The 20,028-nt window shown below is 64.4% G+C and carries 22 protein-coding genes; 4 read left to right on the forward strand and 18 right to left on the reverse strand.

Annotation, left to right across the window (positions count from 1 at the left end):
- Positions 1 to 146 precede the first annotated feature (146 nt).
- The 8 genes from OKW28_RS37380 to OKW28_RS37415 all read right to left on the reverse strand — a co-directional run bounded on the left by OKW28_RS37380 (position 147) and on the right by OKW28_RS37415 (position 8,192).
- Positions 147 to 923: an ABC transporter ATP-binding protein gene (locus OKW28_RS37380; RefSeq protein ID WP_429452896.1), complete on the reverse strand. Its 777-nt coding sequence runs from the start codon at positions 921 to 923 to the stop codon at positions 147 to 149.
- A gap of 4 nt (positions 924 to 927) precedes the next feature.
- On the reverse strand, positions 928 to 1,746 hold the full coding sequence (locus OKW28_RS37385; RefSeq protein ID WP_429452898.1) for an ABC transporter permease: 819 nt from the start codon (positions 1,744 to 1,746) through the stop codon (positions 928 to 930).
- Position 1,747: 1 nt separating this feature from the next.
- Positions 1,748 to 3,163 (reverse strand): mannose-1-phosphate guanylyltransferase/mannose-6-phosphate isomerase, encoded by a 1,416-nt coding sequence (locus tag OKW28_RS37390; RefSeq protein ID WP_429452900.1) that lies wholly within the window; start codon positions 3,161 to 3,163, stop codon positions 1,748 to 1,750.
- 286 nt (positions 3,164 to 3,449) lie between these two features.
- The gene (gene rfbD / locus OKW28_RS37395; protein ID WP_429452902.1) at positions 3,450 to 4,376 is read right to left on the reverse strand and encodes a dTDP-4-dehydrorhamnose reductase; all 927 of its coding nucleotides are present in this window, start codon (positions 4,374 to 4,376) and stop codon (positions 3,450 to 3,452) included.
- A gap of 9 nt (positions 4,377 to 4,385) precedes the next feature.
- Positions 4,386 to 4,937, reverse strand: coding sequence for a dTDP-4-dehydrorhamnose 3,5-epimerase (rfbC, locus tag OKW28_RS37400; protein WP_429335841.1), 552 nt, complete (start codon positions 4,935 to 4,937; stop codon positions 4,386 to 4,388).
- Positions 4,922 to 5,815 (reverse strand): glucose-1-phosphate thymidylyltransferase RfbA, encoded by an 894-nt coding sequence (rfbA, locus tag OKW28_RS37405; RefSeq protein ID WP_184065112.1) that lies wholly within the window; start codon positions 5,813 to 5,815, stop codon positions 4,922 to 4,924. The genes rfbC and rfbA overlap by 16 nt, the downstream gene beginning before the upstream one ends.
- A gap of 10 nt (positions 5,816 to 5,825) precedes the next feature.
- On the reverse strand, positions 5,826 to 6,887 hold the full coding sequence (rfbB, locus tag OKW28_RS37410) for a dTDP-glucose 4,6-dehydratase (protein ID WP_429452904.1): 1,062 nt from the start codon (positions 6,885 to 6,887) through the stop codon (positions 5,826 to 5,828).
- A 393-nt stretch (positions 6,888 to 7,280) separates the two neighbouring features.
- Positions 7,281 to 8,192 carry a GDP-mannose 4,6-dehydratase gene (locus tag OKW28_RS37415; protein WP_429452906.1) on the reverse strand — a complete coding sequence of 304 codons (912 nt, stop codon included), beginning with the start codon at positions 8,190 to 8,192 and terminating at the stop codon, positions 7,281 to 7,283.
- Between the two features lie 229 nt (positions 8,193 to 8,421).
- On the opposite strand from OKW28_RS37415, the gene OKW28_RS37420 reads away from it, so the two are divergent.
- Entirely contained in the window at positions 8,422 to 9,294 is an 873-nt protein-coding gene (locus OKW28_RS37420; RefSeq protein ID WP_429452908.1) for a symmetrical bis(5'-nucleosyl)-tetraphosphatase, read from the forward strand.
- 36 nt (positions 9,295 to 9,330) lie between these two features.
- Here OKW28_RS37420 and OKW28_RS37425 read toward each other — a convergent pair whose 3' ends face one another.
- The 9 genes from OKW28_RS37425 to OKW28_RS37465 all read right to left on the reverse strand — a co-directional run bounded on the left by OKW28_RS37425 (position 9,331) and on the right by OKW28_RS37465 (position 16,478).
- Positions 9,331 to 10,188: a lysophospholipid acyltransferase family protein gene (locus OKW28_RS37425; RefSeq protein WP_429452910.1), complete on the reverse strand. Its 858-nt coding sequence runs from the start codon at positions 10,186 to 10,188 to the stop codon at positions 9,331 to 9,333.
- Positions 10,189 to 10,226: 38 nt separating this feature from the next.
- Entirely contained in the window at positions 10,227 to 11,507 is a 1,281-nt protein-coding gene (locus OKW28_RS37430; protein ID WP_429452912.1) for a dihydroorotase, read from the reverse strand.
- Between the two features lie 60 nt (positions 11,508 to 11,567).
- Positions 11,568 to 12,593: an aspartate carbamoyltransferase catalytic subunit gene (locus OKW28_RS37435; RefSeq protein WP_429452913.1), complete on the reverse strand. Its 1,026-nt coding sequence runs from the start codon at positions 12,591 to 12,593 to the stop codon at positions 11,568 to 11,570.
- A 68-nt stretch (positions 12,594 to 12,661) separates the two neighbouring features.
- On the reverse strand, positions 12,662 to 13,201 hold the full coding sequence (gene pyrR / locus OKW28_RS37440) for a bifunctional pyr operon transcriptional regulator/uracil phosphoribosyltransferase PyrR (protein ID WP_429452914.1): 540 nt from the start codon (positions 13,199 to 13,201) through the stop codon (positions 12,662 to 12,664).
- Complete coding sequence (ruvX, locus tag OKW28_RS37445; protein ID WP_429452916.1) at positions 13,188 to 13,628, reverse strand: Holliday junction resolvase RuvX; 441 nt, start codon at positions 13,626 to 13,628, stop codon at positions 13,188 to 13,190. The genes pyrR and ruvX overlap by 14 nt, the downstream gene beginning before the upstream one ends.
- A 10-nt stretch (positions 13,629 to 13,638) precedes the next feature.
- On the reverse strand, positions 13,639 to 14,217 hold the full coding sequence (locus OKW28_RS37450) for a YqgE/AlgH family protein (RefSeq protein ID WP_090803272.1): 579 nt from the start codon (positions 14,215 to 14,217) through the stop codon (positions 13,639 to 13,641).
- Between the two features lie 112 nt (positions 14,218 to 14,329).
- On the reverse strand, positions 14,330 to 14,512 hold the full coding sequence (locus tag OKW28_RS37455; RefSeq protein ID WP_429452918.1) for a hypothetical protein: 183 nt from the start codon (positions 14,510 to 14,512) through the stop codon (positions 14,330 to 14,332).
- Between the two features lie 13 nt (positions 14,513 to 14,525).
- Positions 14,526 to 15,932 (reverse strand): hypothetical protein, encoded by a 1,407-nt coding sequence (locus OKW28_RS37460; RefSeq protein ID WP_429452919.1) that lies wholly within the window; start codon positions 15,930 to 15,932, stop codon positions 14,526 to 14,528.
- Positions 15,933 to 16,307: 375 nt separating this feature from the next.
- Positions 16,308 to 16,478 carry a rubredoxin gene (locus tag OKW28_RS37465; protein ID WP_006047743.1) on the reverse strand — a complete coding sequence of 57 codons (171 nt, stop codon included), beginning with the start codon at positions 16,476 to 16,478 and terminating at the stop codon, positions 16,308 to 16,310.
- Between the two features lie 383 nt (positions 16,479 to 16,861).
- Here OKW28_RS37465 and OKW28_RS37470 point away from each other — a divergent pair, with 383 nt between their 5' ends.
- The gene (locus OKW28_RS37470) at positions 16,862 to 17,725 is read left to right on the forward strand and encodes a hydroxymethylpyrimidine/phosphomethylpyrimidine kinase (RefSeq protein WP_429452921.1); all 864 of its coding nucleotides are present in this window, start codon (positions 16,862 to 16,864) and stop codon (positions 17,723 to 17,725) included.
- 288 nt (positions 17,726 to 18,013) lie between these two features.
- On the opposite strand, the gene OKW28_RS37475 is transcribed toward OKW28_RS37470, so the two are convergent.
- On the reverse strand, positions 18,014 to 18,235 hold the full coding sequence (locus OKW28_RS37475) for a hypothetical protein (RefSeq protein WP_429452922.1): 222 nt from the start codon (positions 18,233 to 18,235) through the stop codon (positions 18,014 to 18,016).
- Here OKW28_RS37475 and OKW28_RS37480 point away from each other — a divergent pair.
- Positions 18,224 to 19,243, forward strand: a complete 1,020-nt coding sequence (locus OKW28_RS37480) for a chondroitin 4-O-sulfotransferase (protein ID WP_429452924.1) — start codon at positions 18,224 to 18,226, stop codon at positions 19,241 to 19,243. The genes OKW28_RS37475 and OKW28_RS37480 overlap by 12 nt on opposite strands.
- Positions 19,244 to 19,269: 26 nt before the next feature.
- Positions 19,270 to 19,908: an adenylyl-sulfate kinase gene (gene cysC / locus OKW28_RS37485; protein ID WP_429452926.1), complete on the forward strand. Its 639-nt coding sequence runs from the start codon at positions 19,270 to 19,272 to the stop codon at positions 19,906 to 19,908.
- Positions 19,909 to 20,028: the final 120 nt, after the last annotated feature.

Consider the following 20,028-nt stretch of genomic DNA (forward strand, 5'->3'; position numbering starts at 1 on the left):
TGCTGAACTGCGGGACTGGCTTGCGCCGGGGCGCGGTTTAGCCGATGAGCCGATGGATTTGCCTGCCGCCGTCGCGCTCGCAGCTCGCGCGTCGGCGCGCATGCGGCAGGCGCAGCATGCGCCGCGCCGGTCGCGCGCCGCCGTGCTCAGTGCGGCAACTGCGCGGTGTGGCTGATGAGCGGCTCGTCGGATTTTTCCGACGGCAGCACGGGTTCGTCGGCGACCATCTTGCCGTGCTCCATCGAGATCTTGCGGCTGCACACGCGTGCGACCAGCGACGGATCGTGCGACGCCACCACCAGCAGCGCCGCCTTGCCGACGAGACCTTCCAGACGCCCGGCCGCCTTCACGCTGAACTCGGCGTCGCCGACGCTCAGCCATTCGTCCATGATCAGGATGTCGGCTTCGACGCTCGTCGAGATCGCGAACGCGAGGCGCAGCATCATCCCGCTCGAATAGGTGCGCACCGGCAGATTCAGGTAATCGCCCAGTTCGCTGAAGTCGGCGATCTCGTCGATCTTGCTGCGGATGCGCGCGGGCTTCAGCCCGTCGAGAATGCCGCGCAGATAGATGTTTTCGAAGCCGGTCGCGTCGGGGTCGAGGCCCATCGACACGTCGAGCAGCGACGCGATCTTGCCCCGCACCTTCAGCTCGCCGCGCACCGGCGCATAGACGCCCGACAGCGTGCGCAACAGCGTCGTCTTGCCCGAGCCGTTGTGGCCGATCAGGCCGATGCGCTCGCCTTCGCTGAAGGTGAAGCTCAGGTCGTCGATCGCGCGGACGATCGCATGGCGACCCGCGTCCTGGCCGATCCGGCCGCCCGTCGTCAGATTGAGCACCGCCTTTTTCAGCGAGCGATGCGAGTTCTCGTAGATCGGAAATTCGACGGAGATGTTACGAGCGACAATCGATGTAGAACTCACAATATCAAAGCCAGTAAGGAACGCGATTACGGAAACGCTTCATCAGGATCTGCGCGAACGCAAAGCCGACGATCAAGAGACCAATCGACCACGCCCACGACTCCCAGTGGGTCGGGCGGCCGGTGAGCGGCGCGCGCACCGTTTCGATCAGGTGATAGAGCGGGTTGTATTCGGCGACCCACGCGCGGTCCTTCAGGATTTCCGGCGACCACATGACCGGCGTGAAGAAGAATACGACCTGGATCAGGTTCGTGACGATCGGCGGAATGTCGCGAAAGCGTGCGCACAGCACGCCGAGCGTGACGCCGAGCCACACGCCGTGCAGCAGCAGGATCACGAGCGCGAACGGCACCAGCACGATTTCCCAGCCCGGCCAGTGACCGAACACGAGCAGCAGCACGACGACGACCGGCAGGCTATGCAGCAGGATCACGAAGTTGCGCCACGCGATGCGGCATACGTGGACCGTCAGCGGCAGCCTGATCTGCTTGATCAGATAGGCCGAGCCGATAAAGGCCATGCAGCCCTCGTTGGCAACCGACGCCAGATACGCCCACACGACGAGACCCACCGCGAGATACGGTAGATAGTCCGAGATTTCCTGGTGCAGCAGCGTCGAGTACAACGCGCCGAGCACGACCACCATGATGATCGTGCTGAGCGTGAACCAGAACGGCCCGAGCACCGAGCGGCGATAACGCTGCCGGATGTCGTGCCAGCCGAGCGTGCCCCAGACCCGCACCGCTTTCATGCCGACCAGCAGGTCGTCGCGCTCGTTGTGACGTGTCAGGTCTTCCGAGTCGTTGGTAAAACTGATATCCATCTCAAGTACGTCCGTAAATGTCTTCGAAGCGAACGATATCGTCTTCGCCCAGATATTCGCCACTTTGCACTTCGATCATCACGAGCTCGACGACGCCCGGATTTTCGAGGCGATGTTTGTGACCCGCCGGGATATAGGTCGACTCGTTGGTCGACACGAAGAACTCTTTTTCGCCGTTGACGACCTTCGCCATGCCGCTCACCACGACCCAATGCTCGTTGCGGTGATGATGCATCTGCAGGCTCAGGCTCGCGCCCGGCTTCACCTCGATGCGCTTGATCTTGAAGCGCGGCCCCTCTTCGAGCACCGAGTACGTGCCCCACGGCCGATGCACGGTGCGATGCACCTTGTACGTCTCATGGCCGCGCGACTTCAGCTCCGCGAAAATCTGCTTCACGTCCTGCGCGCGATCCCGGTGCGCGACGAGCAGCGCATCGGGCGTGTCGATCACGATCAGGTTGTCGACGCCGACCGCGCCGATCAGGCGCCCGTCGCTGCGCAGATACGAGTTCTTCACGTCGACGAGCAGCGCCTCGCCTTCGACGCGGTTGCCGCTCGCATCGGCCGGCGACAGGTCGGACAGCGCGGTCCAAGAGCCGACGTCGGTCCAGCCGAGGTTGCAGCACACGACCGCCGCGTGCTCGCACTTCTCCATTACCGCGTAGTCGAACGACTGCTCCGGCACCGCGCCGAAGCAGCCCGGCTCGAGACGCACCTGCGCGCCGCTCTTGCCTTCGGCGGACGGCGACTTGTCCATGCATTCGGCCGCGGCATCGAGAATGTCGGGACAATGCTCGTGCATTTCCTTCAGGATCGTGCCCGCGGTGAAGCAGAACATGCCTGAGTTCCACACGAACTTGCCCGACCCCAGATACTCGCGGGCCTTCTCCAGTGACGGCTTCTCGACGAAGCGAACGACCCGCTCGCCATCGGCTTCGATATAGCCGTAGCCGGTTTCGGGCGTATCCGGATGCATGCCGAAGGTGACCACTTTGCCGGCCTGCGCAAGCGTCTGCGCACGCGCGACCGCCGCGGCGAACGCGGTTTGATCCGCGATCAGGTGATCCGCGGCGAGCACCAGCATCACGGTGTCTGCGCCATGCGCCTTCGCCGTGTGCAAGGCCGCCGTGGCAACCGCCGCGGCCGTGTTGCGGCCGAACGGTTCGAGAATGAACGAGGTCGCGACGTTCTTGCCGTTCACCTCGCGGAAATCGTCTTCGGTCTTGAAGAACAGCTCACGGTTGGTTACCGTGAGCACTTCCTTCACGCCGGGCAACGCGACCGCGCGCAGGAACGCTTTCTGCAGCAGGCTTTCGCCGTCCGCGAGACGGATGAACGGCTTCGGGTGCGATTCCCGCGAGACCGGCCAGAGCCGCGATCCCGCTCCGCCGCACAGAATGATCGGTAACAAACTCACAGCTCCCTCTCGATACCGTATTTTTTACGTGGCCATACTGGCTTGCGCACGGTTGACGCACACGTTTGCAATCTAATGCGCATAGAACGTTAAATCCGCGCCTGGAACGCCCTCGCGTCGAGCGACATTCTACCGCTGCACCCTTTCACCATTGTCAGGCAACAATCGTTTCGATCGGTCCCGGACCACGACGGCATCATGGCGAGCGGCGTGCGCGGCAGGACATCCGATGCGAGTGTTTCCTTCGCCGCACCGGCGCTCGCGAGCCCTGCGTCGAAACCGCGACTCAGGTGCGCGCCGCCGGCGACTTTGGAAAACCGTCCGTCAGACACAGCTTCAACGCGTCGCGCCAATGCGGCGCGACGAGCCCGAACACGCGCGCCAGCTTGTCGTTCGACATTCTGGAATTGGCTGGGCGCTTCGCGGGCGTCGGGTAATCCGCGGCCGGAATCGGCAGCGTGTTCGGCCTGTTCGGCAAATCCGCGAGTTCGAAGATCGCCGACGCGAAACCGTGCCACGACGTCGAGTCGCCCGCGCACAGGTGATAGATGCCCGAACGCTCGTCCCACCACTTCGCGCCGTCTTCGGCGGCGAAGGACTGCGCGCACAGATGCGCGCTCAGCGTCGCGATCGTGTTGCACCAGGTGGGCGCGCCGAACTGGTCGGCCACCACCTTCAGCTCCGGACGATCGGCGCCGAGCCGCAACATCGTCAGCAGAAAGTTCTTGCCGCGCGTGCCGTACACCCAGCTCGTGCGCAAAACGAGGTGATTCACGCCGCTCGCCGCGATTGCCTGCTCGCCCGCGAGCTTGCTGCGGCCGTAGACGTTCTGCGGATCGGTTGGATCGTCTTCGACGTACGCGCCTTCTTTCGTGCCGTTGAACACGTAGTCGGTCGAATAGTGGATCAGCGCGGCGCCGAGCTTTTTCGCTTCCTCGGCGAGCACGCCCGGTGCTTCGCCGTTGATGCACATTGCCAGGTCGCGTTCTTCTTCGGCCTTGTCCACCGCCGTATAAGCGGCCGGATTGACGATCAGCGCGGGACGCAGGTCGCGCACCACCGCGCGAATCTGATCGGGGTTCGACAGATCGAGCCGCGAGCGGTCGACCGCGACCACGTTGCCGAGCCCTTGCAGCGTGCGCGCGAGCTCATAGCCGACCTGGCCATTTACGCCGGTGACGAGAATCGTCCGTTTCGCGTCGTGTGCGCTCATGCGATCCCCTTATGCGTAGACTTCGGCGTCGGCGAGACGCTTGCCCGCCGCATCCTTGGCCGCGAGCAGCGGCTCGAAGTCGACTGGCCATTCGATCCCGATCGCCGGATCGTTCCACACGATGCTGCGCTCGTGCTCGGGGAACCAATAATCCGTGGTCTTGTAGAGGAACTGCGCGGACTCCGACAGCACGACGAAGCCGTGCGCGAAACCGGGCGGCACCCACAGCTGCCGATGGTTCTCGACCGACAGCGTCACGCCGACCCACTTGCCGAAGTTCGGCGAGCTCTTGCGGATGTCGACGGCGACGTCGAACACCTCGCCCTCGACCACGCGCACGAGCTTGCCCTGCGCATGCTGGATCTGATAGTGCAGACCGCGCAGCACGCCTCTCGCCGAACGCGAATGATTGTCCTGCACGAACTCGACGCCCGGCTCGACCTTCTCGGCGAATTCGAGCGCATTGAAGCTTTCGAAAAAGAAGCCGCGCGCATCGCCGAACACCTTCGGCTCGATGATCTTGACTTCGGGCAGCGAGGTTGCGGTTACCTGGATGGCCATGCGACGTGATCCGTGAGAATGTTTTGCAGGTATTGCCCGTAGGCATTCTTCGCGAGCGGCTTGGCGAGCGCGAGCAGCTGCTCGCCGTCGATCCACTGACGCCGGTACGCGATCTCTTCCGGACACGCGACCACCAGACCCTGGCGCTTCTGCAGCGTTGCGATGAAGGTCGCGGCTTCGATCAACGAATCGTGCGTGCCGGTGTCGAGCCACGCATAACCGCGGCCCATGATCTCGACGTTGAGCGCCGCGTTCGCGAGGTAGCGCGAGTTCACGTCGGTGATTTCGAGCTCGCCGCGCGGCGACGGCTTGATGTCCGCGGCGATGTCGCAGACCTGCTTGTCGTAGAAGTACAGACCCGTGACCGCGTAGTTCGAACGCGGCCTGGCGGGCTTTTCCTCGATCGACAACGCGCGGAACTGCTTGTCGAATTCGACCACGCCGTAGCGTTCCGGATCCTGCACGTGATACGCGAACACGGTGGCGCCGTCGGTCTGATCGTCGGCGCGTTCGAGTTGCTTCGCGAGATCGTGGCCGTAGAAGATGTTGTCGCCGAGAATCAACGCCGACGGATCATTGTTCACGAACTCGCGGCCGATGATGAACGCCTGCGCGAGCCCATCCGGCGACGGCTGCACCGCGTACTGGATGTTCATGCCCCACTGGCTGCCGTCACCGAGCATCGCCTCGAAGCGCGGCGTGTCCTGCGGCGTGGAGATGATCAGCACGTCGCGAATACCCGCCACCATCAGCGTGGACAGCGGGTAGTAGATCATCGGCTTGTCGTACACCGGCAGCAGTTGCTTGGAGACGACGTGCGTGATCGGATACAGGCGGGTGCCCGAGCCGCCCGCGAGAATAATGCCTTTGCGCGCCATTGCCGTGCCTTTACGCGCGCTGCGCGTAGTTGGTCTCGACCCACTTCCGGTATTCGCCCGAAGCGACTTCGTCGGCCCATTGCTGGTTGTCGAGATACCACTGGACCGTTTTGGCGAGCCCCGTCTCGAACGTTTCCGCCGGCTTCCAGCCGAGTTCACGCTCGAGCTTGCGGGCGTCGATCGCGTAACGGCGGTCGTGACCCGGACGATCTTTCACATAGGTGATCTGGTCGCGATACGAGCCGGCCGCCTTCGGGCGCTGCTGGTCGAGCAGGTCGCACAGCGTGTGCACGACCTCGAGATTCTTCTTCTCGTTCCAGCCGCCGACGTTGTACGTCTCGCCCGGCGTGCCGCGCGCGAGCACTTCACGGATCGCGCTGCAGTGGTCGCCGACGTACAACCAGTCGCGCACGTTCTGCCCGTCGCCATACACGGGCAGCGGCTTGCCGCCGAGCGCGTTGGCGATCATCAGCGGAATCAGCTTTTCGGGGAACTGGTACGGGCCGTAGTTGTTCGAGCAGTTGGTGGTCAGCACCGGCAGGCCGTACGTGTGGTGGTAGGCGCGCACGAGGTGATCCGAACCGGCCTTGGTCGCCGAATAGGGGCTATTCGGCGCATAAGGCGTAGTTTCGGAGAACTGCGGATCGGTTGCCGACAGCGAGCCGAACACTTCGTCGGTCGATACATGCAGGAAGCGGAACGCGGCGCGCTCCGCAACGCCCAGCGTGTTCCAGTAGCTGCGCGTGGCTTCGAGCAGCGTGAAGGTGCCGACCACGTTGGTTTGCACGAAATCGGCCGGACCGTGAATCGAGCGATCCACATGGCTCTCGGCCGCGAAATGCAGCACGGCGCGCGGCTTGTGCTCGGCCAATAGCGAATCGAGCGCGGCGCGATCGCAAATGTCGATGCGCGCGAAAATGTGTCTGGGATTGCCCTGTAGCGACTTCAGCGTGCCCAGGTTGCCGGCGTAGGTCAGTTTGTCTACGTTGAGCACCGCTTCGTCCGACGCATTCAGCCAGTCGAGCACGAAATTAGCGCCGATAAAGCCGGCACCGCCCGTTACCAGGATCATGTAATTCCCTTGTCGATGTTAGTGACAGGCGGCGAAGAGCTTGCGACCTGTTCACCCCGCGTGGTGTCCGTTTCTCTGGTCGTCCGTCGCGTTCTCCGGAGAGTGGACACTCAGACGCCAATTTTATGAACCCCAATTATAAAGCCGCCCGGTGCAAAAACTAGAACCCTAACAACTTGAAACAGCTTGACAGAATTCGTTGCCGTTGGTCTGTGAAAAGGGGCTTTTCGGTGCGATTAAGCGCATTTTGGCGCCTGTAATGATGTGCGCCACATACTGTGCGGCGCGGCGCGGAAAGAGTGGGAAACGAAGAAGAACGGCGAAAGCGTCATGAAAGGCCGCAAACGCGGCCCTTCGGTGCAGACCGTCAGGCGGTTGCTCGCGCGAGCGCGCTCAGGCCGCGAGCATCCAGCGCAGCGTATCGATGAAAGGGATCGACTCGACCGCCGCCACCAGCGAGTGCAATTTGGCGGGCGAACCGGCAAGCATCTTGACGTCCGTTTGCCGGACAAAGGCGGGATTGATCTGGACTTCGATGTTATGACCGGTGAGTTCGCCCGCGGTCGTGAGGATTTCACGCAACGAATACGGCGTGCCGGTGCAGACGTTGACGATTTCGGCGGCGACATTGGAGTCGAGCAACGCCTCGTACGCGCTCGCCACATAACGCACGTCAGAGAAGTCGCGCGCGATGTCGATATTGCCGAGTTCGATCGATGCCGCGCGCCGCGCGAAGTGGCTGACGATCTTCGGCACTAGGAAGTTCACCGCCTGGCCGCGGCCGGTGTAGTTGAACGGCCGCACGATCAGGATCGGCAGGCGGTCGAACCATGTGCGCACCAGCGCTTCCATGGCCGCTTTGCTGGCCGCGTAATGATTGACCGGCGTAAGCGGGAAGCTCTCGTCGATCGCGGCGCTGCTGACGTTGCCGTACACGTTCGCGCTGCTTGCGATCAGCAGCTTGCGCGGCACATGGCCGATCGCGGCACAGGCTTCGAGCAGGTTCTGCGTGCCGATCACGTTGACGCGATAAAAGTCGAGCGGATCGTTGTGCCCCACGAAGCTGATCGCGGCCAGATGCACGATGAAATCGGGCCGCACGGTTTCGAGCACGCGCCGGCAGTCTTCCGGTGAGGTGATGTCGAGTTTGACGCGTGTCGGCGTGTCGGGCTCGTCGCGGCCGGACACCGCTTCGATCACGGTATGGCCGCGCCCGGTCAGCTTCTCGACCAGATAGCGGCCGGTAAAACCGTTCGCACCGGTGACGAGCGTGCGAAATGATTGCTTCGCCGCGGAAGACGACATGCTGGCTTCGTTCACGAGAGAGTCATCCTGTTGTTGTATTGGAATCGCGCGCGGTCCATGCGTGGTTGCCGCCGTGCCGTGTTACGGCGGTGTTCCACCCGCGTCCCGTAACGTGATCGCACGATACCCGAACCCCAAACGGGCTATTATGTCACGCTATCTTGCTGCCCTGCCCAGCGTGGCACGCGTCGTGCAGCACCGCGCGTATCGAATCGCCTTGATTTCCTCGATGACACCCCTCAACGCTTCCAGTGCCTCCGCTCCCCTCGTCCCTCTTGCTTTCGGCGATCTGCAAGGCTGCCGCGCGCCGTTTCAGCAACTGCTGGCCAAAGCCGCGCCGCCGGACGGGACACCGCTGTGGTTCGCCGGCGATCTGATCAACCGCGGCCCCGACTCGCTCGACACCTTGCGCGACGTGATCGCGTTTGGCGAGCGCGCGGTGCCGGTGCTCGGCAATCACGATCTGCATCTGCTGTCGGTGTCGGCGGGGATTCGGAAGTCGAAGAAAGGCGACACGATCGAAGAGATCCTCGCCGCGCCCGATGCCGCCGATCTGCTCGAGTGGATACGCCACCGCCCGCTCGCGCATTTCGACAACGGCATGCTGATGGTGCATGCGGGCGTGCTGCCGCAATGGGATGCGACGCTGACGCTCGAACTCGCCGACGAGTTGCAACGCGCGCTGCGTGCGCCGAACTGGAAAGAGACGCTTGCCGGCTTGTACGGCAATGAACCGAACCGCTGGAAGCCGGGCCTGAAGGGTATCGAGCGTCTGCGCGTCACGTGCAGCGCGTTGACGCGCATGCGCTTTTGCAGCGCCGATGGCGTGATGGATTTCAGCAGCAGCGGCACGCTCGCATCCACGCCGAACGGCTGCATGCCGTGGTTCGACGTGCCGTCGCGCCAGACCGCCGACGTGACCGTCGTGTTCGGTCATTGGGCCGCGCTCGGCCTGATGTTGCGCGACAACCTGATCGGCCTCGACTCGGGTTGCGTGTGGGGGCAGAAGCTGTCGGCGGTACGGCTCGCGAAAAACCCGGCTGAGCGGACGTTGACGCAAGTCGATTGCGATTCGTGCGGCGTGCCGCGCGGGGGCAACTAAACGGAAGACGGCGACGCTGCCCGGCAGCGCCGCCGCTCAGACCGAGCGGCGCGGCTGATCGACGGGCTCGATCAGCGTTTCCGCCGTCTCAGCGTCGTCGCTCGACGACGCAGCATCTACAACGTCACCCTCTTGCGCGACCGTCCCCGCTACTGCGTTGCCGGCCTGCATGTCCCGCAACGCGTTCGCCACCACCTGCTGAGCCTGCGCCGCGAGCACCCGCCGGTCCGCGTCCGGCGCGAGCGGTGCGCCAACATATACGTGGGCGGTCAGCGGACCACCACGCAACAGCATGTCGAGCGAGTCGGACAACGACACGTCGTCGATATATGCGGGTGCCGCCGACTGCCGGCCCTGCGCGTCCTCGTACATGATGCACAGCGGCTGCACCGGCACACCGGCCGACACCGCGGCCTGGAACATGTTCGCGTGAAACGGCAGCAACTCGAGTCCGTTCGACGTCGTGCCTTCGGGGAACACGCACATCAGTTCACCCGCGCTGAGCCGTGCGGCGAGTTCATGCATGATGCGCTTCGCGTCACTGCGCTTCTCGCGCTGGATGAACACCGTATCGAGCTGCTGTGCGAGCCATCCGACCACCGGCCATTGCCGGATCTCCGCCTTCGACACGAACGGCGTCGGCCGCCACGCGTTGATTACGTAGATGTCGATCCACGAGATGTGATTGGCGACGACGAGCACGCCACGATCGAGCCGCACCGCGTCGTTATGCACGACGAGGCGCATGCCGCACAGCCGCAGCATCTTCAGCGACCACGCGCGATTGAGCGCGTGACGCCGCTCGGCGCTCGCGTTCGGAAAGCGCGTCGCGACGGTCCACATGCCGTGCAGCAGATGCGTGATGAGACGGACCTTGCGTAACGCGAGCTTCATGGCCGGAGCTTTCCTTGAATGGACCGAAACGATACCGCTCAGCGCTGTTCGTAGGCGAGCTGACCGGACACGACGGTCGCGCGCACCTGTGCCGGCAGCTCGTAGCCGAGGAACGGCGTGTTGTGCCCCTGGCTCTTCAGCGCACGCGGCTCGACGCGCCAGTGAGCGTGACGGTCGAACACGCAGAGGTCGGCCACCGCGCCGACCGCGATGCGGCCAGCCGCTTCGAGGCCGAGCACCTGCGCCGGCGCCGCGGTGATGCGATTTAGCGCGGTCGCGAGCGGCACGCCCGCTTCGTCGGCCCACTTCACCGTCAGCGACAGGAACAATTCGAGGCCGGTTGCGCCCGGCGTCGCTTCGGCGAACGGCAGCAGCTTTTCGTCGTCGTCGACCGGCGTGTGCGCGGAGCAGATCGCATCGATCGTACCGTCGACGAGGCCCGCGCGGATCGCTTCGCGATCGCGCTGCTGGCGCAGCGGCGGATCGAGCCGGAACTGCGCGTCAAAGTAACCGATGTCGAGGTCGATCAGATGCACGTGGTTCACGGTGACGTCGCACGACACCGGCAGGCCCTCGCCCTTCGCCGCGCGCACGAGCGCCACGCCCGCCGACGACGACACATGCGACACATGCACGCGCGCACCGGTTACGCGCACGAGTTCGAAGATCGTATGCAGCGCGATCGTTTCGGCCGCCACCGGGACACCCGACAGCCCGAGCCGCGACGCCAGCGCGCCGCTCGCGGCGACGCCGCCCTTGCCCAGATACGCATCGACGGGGCGCAGGCACACGGTGAAATCATAGGTCTTCGCGTATTGCAGCGCGCGCATCAGCACCTGGGTATCGACGATCGGCGTGTCGGCCTGCGAGAAGCCGACGCAGCCCGCCTCGGTCAGCTGGACCATCTCGGTGATGACCTGCCCCTTGAGACCGACCGTCAGCGCGCCGAGCGGATACACGTGCGCCTTGTTCTGATTGCGCGCGCGGAACTTCAGCATTTCGACGAGGCCCGGTTCGTCGAGCGTCGGATCGGTATCCGGCGGACATACGAGGCTCGTCACGCCGCCCGCGAGCGCCGCGGCCATTTCCGAGCCTAGCGTCGCCTTGTGCTCGTACCCCGGCTCGCGCAAACGCGCGCACAGGTCGACGAGACCCGGCGCGATCGACAGACCGCGCGCGTCGAGCGTACGCTCCGCCTGGAAGCCGGCCGGCGCGTTGCCCAAGGCAGCGATCTTGCCCGCCTCGATAAAGACGTCCTGCTGCTGTTCGGTGCCCGCTACCGGATCGATCAGCGTGCCGCCTTGAATATGAATCTTCATGCGCTGCCTTTGTTAAACCTGTGGTTCAGCCTATCGTTCGGCTTCCCGATCAGTCGTTGCTTAGTCGTTATTGCCCGCGACGATCCCCATCACCGCCATGCGCACCGCGATACCGAACGTGACCTGATTCAGGATCACCGATTGGGGACCGTCCGCGACCTGCGAGTCGATCTCGACGCCGCGGTTCATCGGGCCGGGGTGCATCACGATCGCATCGGGGGCGGCGAGCGCGAGACGCTCGGCCGTGAGCCCCCAGCTCTTGAAGTACTCCTGCGACGACGGCAGCAGCGCGCCGCTCATGCGTTCGTTCTGCAGGCGCAGCATGATGATCACGTCGACATCCTTGAGACCTTCGTCGAGGTTGTAGAACACGCGCACGCCCATCTGTTCGAGGCCGCCCGGCAGCAGCGTGCGCGGACCGATCGCGCGCACTTCGGGCACGCCGAGCGTGGTCAGCGCATGAATGTCCGAGCGCGCGACGCGCGAATGCAGGATGTCGCCGACGATCGCCACGCGCAGCTTCGTGAAGTCCTTCTTGTAGTGGCGGATCGTGTACATGTCGAGCAGACCCTGCGTCGGGTGCGCGTGACGGCCGTCGCCGGCGTTGATCACGTGCACGTGCGGCGCGCAGTGCTGCGCGATCAGGAACGGCGCGCCGCTCGACGCATGACGCACGACGAACAGATCCGCGTGCATCGCCGACAGGTTGTTGATCGTGTCGAGCAGCGATTCGCCCTTGCTCGTCGACGACGCGTTGATGTTCAGATTCAGCACGTCGGCCGACAGCCGCGTGGCCGCGATCTCGAACGTGGTACGCGTGCGCGTCGAGTTTTCGAAGAACAGGTTGAACACCGACTTGCCGCGCAACAGCGGCACCTTCTTCACTTCGCGATCGGTCACGCTGACGAACTGGTCGGCGGTCTCGAGAATGTGATTGACGATGGCCTTCGGCAACCCCTCGATCGACAGCAGATGTTTGAGCTCGCCGCTCTTCGTGAGCTGCGGGTTGCCATTCAGGAAGCCGTAGCGGAAGCGCTCGGATGCGCTAGCGGAGGAATCTTGCGGAGCCGGGGTGGCGGTGTTCATGATGTACCTGCTTCAAATACGGGCTTCAACGTGATCGAGGTCGCGTCGACACGCCGCTCACGCGCGTTTCAATCGACGCGTGCTTCAGTGTGAAAAGAAAACCGCTGGCCGCCCGCGCCGTCGTCTTCACGGGCCAGCACGAGCGTCGCGTCGGCGGGTACGTCGACCACGCCGCCGACGAAGCGCGCCGCCACCGGCAACTCGCGTCCGCCCCGATCGGCGAGCACCGCGAGTTCGACCGATGCCGGCCGGCCATAGTCATACAGCTCGTTCACCGCCGCGCGAATCGTGCGGCCGGTGTACAGCACGTCGTCTACCAGCACGATGCGGCGGCCATCGACCTCGAACGGTAGCGAGGTCGGGCTTGCTTGCGCGTGCAGCCCTTTCTTCGCGTAGTCGTCGCGATGCAGCGCGACGTTCACCACGCCGAAGCTCGGCAGTTTCAGGTCGCGCGCGAGCCGCTCGGCGAGCCACGCGCCGCCGCTATGGATACCCACCAGAACCGCCGCTTCGGCACCGTGCCTGGCAACGGCGAGCTGGTCGCCATACGCCGCTCGAATCTGGTCGAGCAACGCGCGATACAGCGCTTCGGCGTCAATGGAACTCATGATCGTCGGAAAGTCCGTCTAGATATTGCTGGAGGATGATGCTCGCGGCTTCGGCGTCGAGCATGTCGGCGCGGGCATTGCCGGCGCGGATTTGCGCCTCGGCCTCGACTGACGAGTAGCGCTCGTCGACCCACGTGACCGGCAGATTGAAGCGGCCGTTCAGCTGGTTGCCGAAGCGCTTCGCGAGTTGCGTGCGCTCGTGCGGTGTGCCGTCGGGGTGCATCGGCAGGCCGACCACCAGCGCATCGGGCTTCCATTCGGCGATCAGCTTGCCGAGCGCTTCGAAGCGGTACCCCTTGCTGCGGTTTTGCACGACGACGAGCGGCCGCGCGCGGCGCGTCAGCGAATTGCCGACTGCCACGCCGATGCGTTTCTCTCCGTAGTCGAACGCAAGCAGCGTCGCCTCACGTCCGGCCGGCAGATTCATGCGCGGCCCCTCATGCGTGCCCGGCCTCGCCCGACAGCATCGACAACGACACGCCGAGCAGCGCGAGCGCCGCTTCGAGACGATCTTCGGCGGGCACGTCGAAAACGATCTTCGGATCGGCCTCGACCGTGAGCCAGCCGTTCTTGGAGATTTCGTCTTCGAGCTGACCCGCGCCCCAGCCGGCGTGGCCGAGCGTCAGCAGGAAACGCTCCGGACCGTTGCCGCTCGCGACGGCCTCGAGCACGTCTTTCGACGTGGTCATTTCGAGCCCGCCCGGCACCGACATCGACGAGGTGTATGCGCTGCCGCCTTTCGGATCGTGCAGCACGAAGCCGCGCTCGGTTTGCACCGGGCCGCCGAAATACACGGGGACATGGAGAAGCGGTTCGATCTCGAGCTTCAGATCGATGCGATTGAAGAGCGCCTGCAGGTCGATATCGGTCGGCCGGTTGATCACGAGGCCGAGCGCGCCGCGCTCACTGTGATCGCAAAGGTAGACCACCGTTCCTGAAAACGTCGGATCGGCCATGTTCGGCATGGCGATCAGGAACTGGTTGGTCAGATTGATGCGATCGGTACTCTTGGACATAGTTCGGATTTTAGCAAAGACGATGCGCGATGGCGGGCTGCTTTGAGCATTGCAACGCGTTGGGTTGCACGCTACGCGACGCGCCATCGACGCTGGATCAAGTTGCACTCTATCACGCGCGCGACTTGCGCCATGCCGCGATCAGGCGCCGAAACACCGCGTAGAACGGCACGTTCGGCGCGCGTCGCGAAGTTGCGGGATTGTGACTTGTCACAATGGGTTTCAGCGGATTCGGCGCGCGTCGGTCGAAGCGTTGCGGACGCAATTCGCGCGCCACGTCGCGCGTTTGGTTCAACCCGGCTTGCGCTTCACGCGCCGCCCTGCTCGATCGCACGCGTGAGCGCGGCGAGCGCCGCCTGCGTGAAGCTGCCGCCGGCCGGCCCAACACCCGCGGCGACCTTGTGCAGCGACGCACGCAAGGCCTCGGCGGCCTGCTCGAGCGTGTCGGCCGGCGGCGCGCCGACGATCACGTGCGCGCGCACCGCCGGCGTTGCGACGCCCGCATGCGCACGACGCCGCCATGCGAGACCGAGTGCGTCGGCGAGCAGCGCCACGTGACCGAGACCGAGCGCGCAGGCGGCCGAGCCGAGCCGGTAGGCGGCGTCGCCCGCCTGCAGCGCTTCGCTCGGGTCGGCTTTTTCCGGCTGATCGGCCGCGCGCGCATGGGCGGCGAGCGCCTCGATGGACGCGTCGGCGGTCTGCAGGAAGTCTTCGTACGCGTTCGCGTTGACGCTCAGCACGCCGAGATCGCGCGTGTGCGGCAGCGACTGCGCCTCGAGCGTGCCCGCCTCCCACAGTGCTTCCGACGACTGCGTGCCGGCGACGTGCCAGTCGACGGTCAAGCCATAATCGTGCAGCACCTCGACCTGGTCGGCGTCTTGCGCGGCCGCTCCGAACAGCGCGTAGTCGCGCCACAGCAGCGCGAGCGTCGCGCGCACCAGCGAACGCGGCGCGCGCTCGATGCCGCGCGCGTGATCGGCGAGCGCCAGGTTGCAGCGCGCGTAGAAGCGCCGCGCCTCGATATCGCGGATTGCGTGGCCGCGCGCGCGCAGCGCCTTCGCGCAGGCGCGCGCGAGCCGCCAGAAGTCATAGGGATCGGGGCCGGCGAGTTCGGTGAACACGGCGTCGAGCTCGTCGAGCGCGGCGTTCGTGACCGCAAGCGCCACCGCGCTGCCTGTGTCGGCCTGCGAGCGCAGCACCGGCAGCAACGCGCGCTCGTAGCGCGCCCGCAGATGGACAAGCTGATCGGCCGATTGCGCGTGCAGCGAAGCCGGCGGCACTGGCCGCGCGCACAGCGCGAGGTCTTCGAACGCGACAGCGGAGCCCGGCGTGGGTTCGATGAGTTGCGCGCACAGCTCGCGGTAGTGGTTGAACAGCGTCGGCGAGCAACTGAGCTCGCGCAGATTGTGACGCTCGAGCGCCGCGCGGAAGTCGCGCAGTGCCGCGCCGAACACTGGCCGCGCGCTTTCCGCTTCGGCTGGCTCGCCGCTCGCGAGCGGCGAGAGCCGCACGAGGGCGTCGGTGAAACGCTGCGCGCTGAGCCAACCCGCCGTGCGCAATGCATGCGACGCGCGCAGCAGCGCGGCACCGCTCTCGTCGCGCTGCTCGAACGCGAGCGACACCTCGGCGAGCGCGAGTTCCGCAGGGCGGACCGCGCCGCCGCGGGGGTTCGGCAGTGCATCGATGGAAACGGGTGCTGCGGATCGAAGAGTCATGGGCAGGCGACACGAAGCTGACGGGGCCGTCGCTTCGCGCCGCATGCTGAGTGAGCGGCCACCGCGCGAACCGGCGACAGGACAATGACAGACTACCGTTGCGACACGACGCGACCGGCGATGTTCCGCGCCGGCGCGCTCAGACAGGCGCCGGGCGTGCCGGACGCATCAAGCGATTGCAGCAATTGCGCGGCGGACGACGCCGCTGACTTTTCGGGATCGAAGCTCAGGGTTCAGGTTCGGGACCGAATCTCGGGACCCGGTTTGGGGGCCGAAGCTTCCGGCGTGTCGCACTAACCCCTCAAACCGCGACGCCGGAACAACGATCAAGCGACGCGAACGACCGACCGGCTGACGCCGGTGGCTTGCCGAACTTCAGATCTGGACCATTTCGAAGTCTTCCTTGCGCGCTCCGCACTCCGGACACGTCCAGTTGATGGGCACGTCTTCCCAGCGCGTGCCCGGCGCAATGCCTTCGTCGGGCAAGCCGGCCTCTTCGTCGTAAATCCAGCCGCAAATCAGGCACATCCAGCTTTGATATTCCATTCTTTTGTCGCGTCGTTGAGTCCGTGGAAGCGGGAGCCATGATGGTACCGTGTTGCCGCCCCCATGCCTAGCAATCGAAAACTCGCAATCGTAGCGTGGACCGGGCTTCGGCGGTGTGCCCGCGCGCCGTGCGGACGACGCTCGCGGCGTCATGCCCCATGGCGGTGGGGACACCCGGCAGCGCGATAGAGGGCGCCCTCGGCAAGCTCGCGGCGCTAGCGTGGCAACCTCAAAGCAATCCCCGCCGGCCGCGCGTCAGCGGGCCGCGAGCCAGCCTCTGGCGATCCCCGCCGCGCGAAAAAACGCCCTCTCCTCGGTTTAGGCCGCATAATTGAGCCAATTGCGCATTGCGCGCCGAAATCCCGCTTTCCTTATCCATTTTCATGCCCAGCGACACACCTCCGATCGTCCTCACCTTCGGTCTCTCAGACCCCACCGGCGGCTCCGGCCTGCAGGCGGACCTGTTGACACTTGCCAGCATGGGCTGCCACGGCGTTTCCGTGCTCACGGGCTATACCGTGCGCGACTCGGCGAACTGCGACGAAGTCACCGGGCTCGACCCGGACATCGTCGCGACGCAGGCGCGCATGCTGCTCGAGGACATGCCGATCGCCGCATTCAAGGTCGGCGCGTGCACGCGCGCCGAAGTGGTCAGCGCGATCGCGGAAGTTGTCGCCGACTACGACGACGTCCCGCTGATCCTCGCCCCGGACTTCACGCTCGACGACGAGCACGTGCTCGCCGCCGACGAACTGCGCGAAGCGATCGCCGATCTGCTCGCGCCGCAAACCACGCTGCTGATCGCCGACTCGGCGACCCTGCTCGCGCTCGCGCAGCCCGACGGCGACGCGGAGGCGCCGAGCCTCGACGCGGCGATCTCGCATCTGCTGTCGCAGGGCTGCGAGTACATTCTGTCGACCGAAACCGGCACGCATCGGCTCGTCAACACACTCTTCAGCGAGGACGGCCAGTTGCGTCAGGACATGTGGGACCGCGCGCCGCATCGGTTGACGGGCCTGACCGATACGCTCGGCGCGGCGATCGCCGCGCTTCTCGCCAACGGCCAGGAGCCCGCGGAAGCGGTGCGCGAAAGCCAGGAGTATCTGTATCAGGCAGTGCGCAATGCGTTCCGGCCCGGCATGGGGGCATACATGCCCGATCGCTTCTTCTGGGCGCGCAGCAGCGATGAAGACGAAACGCCGCCCGCGCAAGGCAAGGGCGCGGCGCCGGGGGAAGCGCGGCACTGACCTCGCCATTCGTCGGCATCGACTAAAAACCCGCTGTCAGCCGGTTTTTTTCACTAATGCGACTTTCGCGATTGGTGCGACTTTCCATTCGATTTATCCAAATTGAATAATGTAAATAGCGCGTAGCTATCGATACTGCCGCGCCCAGTTCGTCTCGTGAGCATCTTAGTCAATTTATTTTGCATCGCCGCATGAATCCTGCTGTCGGCGATGCAAGCAGACGTTTTACCGCGTAATTAAACGTTACAACGCCAATGACGTCTTTTGTCTAGACTTTACGCATCACGATCAGTCATATGTCCCCACATGTCGTTTCCTACCTTTTTCATCCATCCACCGAAATGCGGCGGTTCGACCGTTATTTCGTTTTTTGATTTGAATAAAGGTAATGACCAATTCATTAGCTTTGTCTGGGATCAGGATGGATGGGGAAACTGTCGCGCAAAGCCGCTCGAGACGCAGGTAGGCGGCGGTCATCTCCCGTATGGCATTCATCGGATGATCAAACATCCGGTCAACTACTGCACGATCCTGCGCGATCCGCTCGCGCGCCAGATCTCGCACTACTGGTACGCGGCGAACGGCAAGAACGGCCAGATCACGCGCGGCGTCAGCGTGTCGGCGACCGAGGCTCTGGCGCTGCAAGGCGTACTGTCGCTCGACGAGTGGGTCAGCGAATCGCTCGGCGGCAGGAACCTGTTCGTGCAGATGCTGAGCGGCGAGCCGGCGGTCAACGAAGCGAGCCTCGCCGTCGCGCAAATCCATTTGCGCGAACAGATCGGTACCGTCGGCGTCTGCGAGGACATGAGCGAATTCTTATTGCGGCTGTGCGGTTCGACAGGGATGAAATTCCCGTTCTGTTTCGAAGCGAATCGCACCAATGGCGCGCCGAAAGGCAAAGCTCACATCAGCGAAGCAGCCAGACAAAAGTTCATCGACGACAATAGCCTCGATTACGAACTGTTCCGCGACGCGAATCGAATCGTCGAAGCCTATGCGAATGAAACGGGCAGCGTCTTTTCGAATGCGCTCGAATTGGTCCGCGTGATTCAGTCCGAAATAAATCAGCTCGAGAATCCGCACGTCTATAGCGCGACGGTTTTCGGCATCGATGGCTCATTCCTGTCGCGCGTGCATGAGGTGATCGGCCGCTTCGATCTCGCGCCGATCGACACCTATCTGGAGTTCGCGCGAAGCCGGCAGCGTCCGCCGGTCGACCTGTTCGACGGTTTTGTCGACACGGTGCGCGACGGCGTAGTGTGCGGCTGGGCCGTCAACCTGAGCGAGCCGCAGCGGCAGGTACCGCTCGAGGTGCGGGTCGGCACGCAGATCGTCGCGGCCGGCTGCAGCGGCGAGCCGCGGCCCGATGTGGCGAGCGCCGGCTATCCGAGCGCATACAGCGGATTTTCGATTCCACTGCCGAACGATATTCCGGAAGGCTTTCGCGTTACCATTGCCAATTCCACCGAAAGCCTGCACAACGCCGGCACGTGGCGGCAAGGCTGGCACTGCGAATGAGCCAGAAAAGCCAAGAGAACCTATCCATGAAAGAGCCGCCCCAATTCGTGCAACGCTTCCACGGCAAGATCGCGGTGCGGGACCGCATACGCATGTTCGATCAGATGCCCACCACGATCTGGCTGACCGGCCTGTCCGGCGCCGGCAAATCGACGCTCGCGTTCGCGCTCGAGGAGCAGCTGATCGCGCTCGGTCACGCCTGCTATGTGCTCGACGGCGACAACATCCGCCACGGTCTGGCGAGCGACCTTGGATTCGAGCCCGACGACCGGCGCGAAAACATCCGCCGGGTCGCGCACGTCGCCCAATTGATGAACGACGCGGGTCTGATCGTGATTTCCGCGCTGATTTCGCCGCTACGCGAAGATCGGGCAATGGCGCGCGCGATCATCGGAGCCGACAAGTTCGTCGAAACCTATGTGTCCGCCTCGCTCGCCACCTGCGCGAGCCGCGATCCCAAAGGTCTTTACGCGAAAGCGAGGTCTGGCGAGATCAGCTCGTTCACCGGCGTATCAGCGCCCTATGAAGCGCCGATCGATCCCGACCTGCACGTCGACACGGGAACGCTGAGCCCCGCGCAAAGCGTTGCGCAGATCTTCCACTACCTGCGCGAACAGTGCCTCGGAAGGTCCTCTCATCGCACGGCTCACGCCGCGGGCGCCTGATCCGGACAAAAGGGCGTCCGGAGGCGCTCGCCAGCAAGCACATCAACGCCGGCCCCAAACGAAAAAAACCCGCATAAGCGGGTTTTTTCGTTTGGGGAAACGCCTCGCGGCGCGCTCCCC

The sequence above is a fragment of the Paraburkholderia sp. 40 genome (assembly GCF_050434105.1).
GTDB classification, from domain to species: domain Bacteria; phylum Pseudomonadota; class Gammaproteobacteria; order Burkholderiales; family Burkholderiaceae; genus Paraburkholderia; species Paraburkholderia tuberum.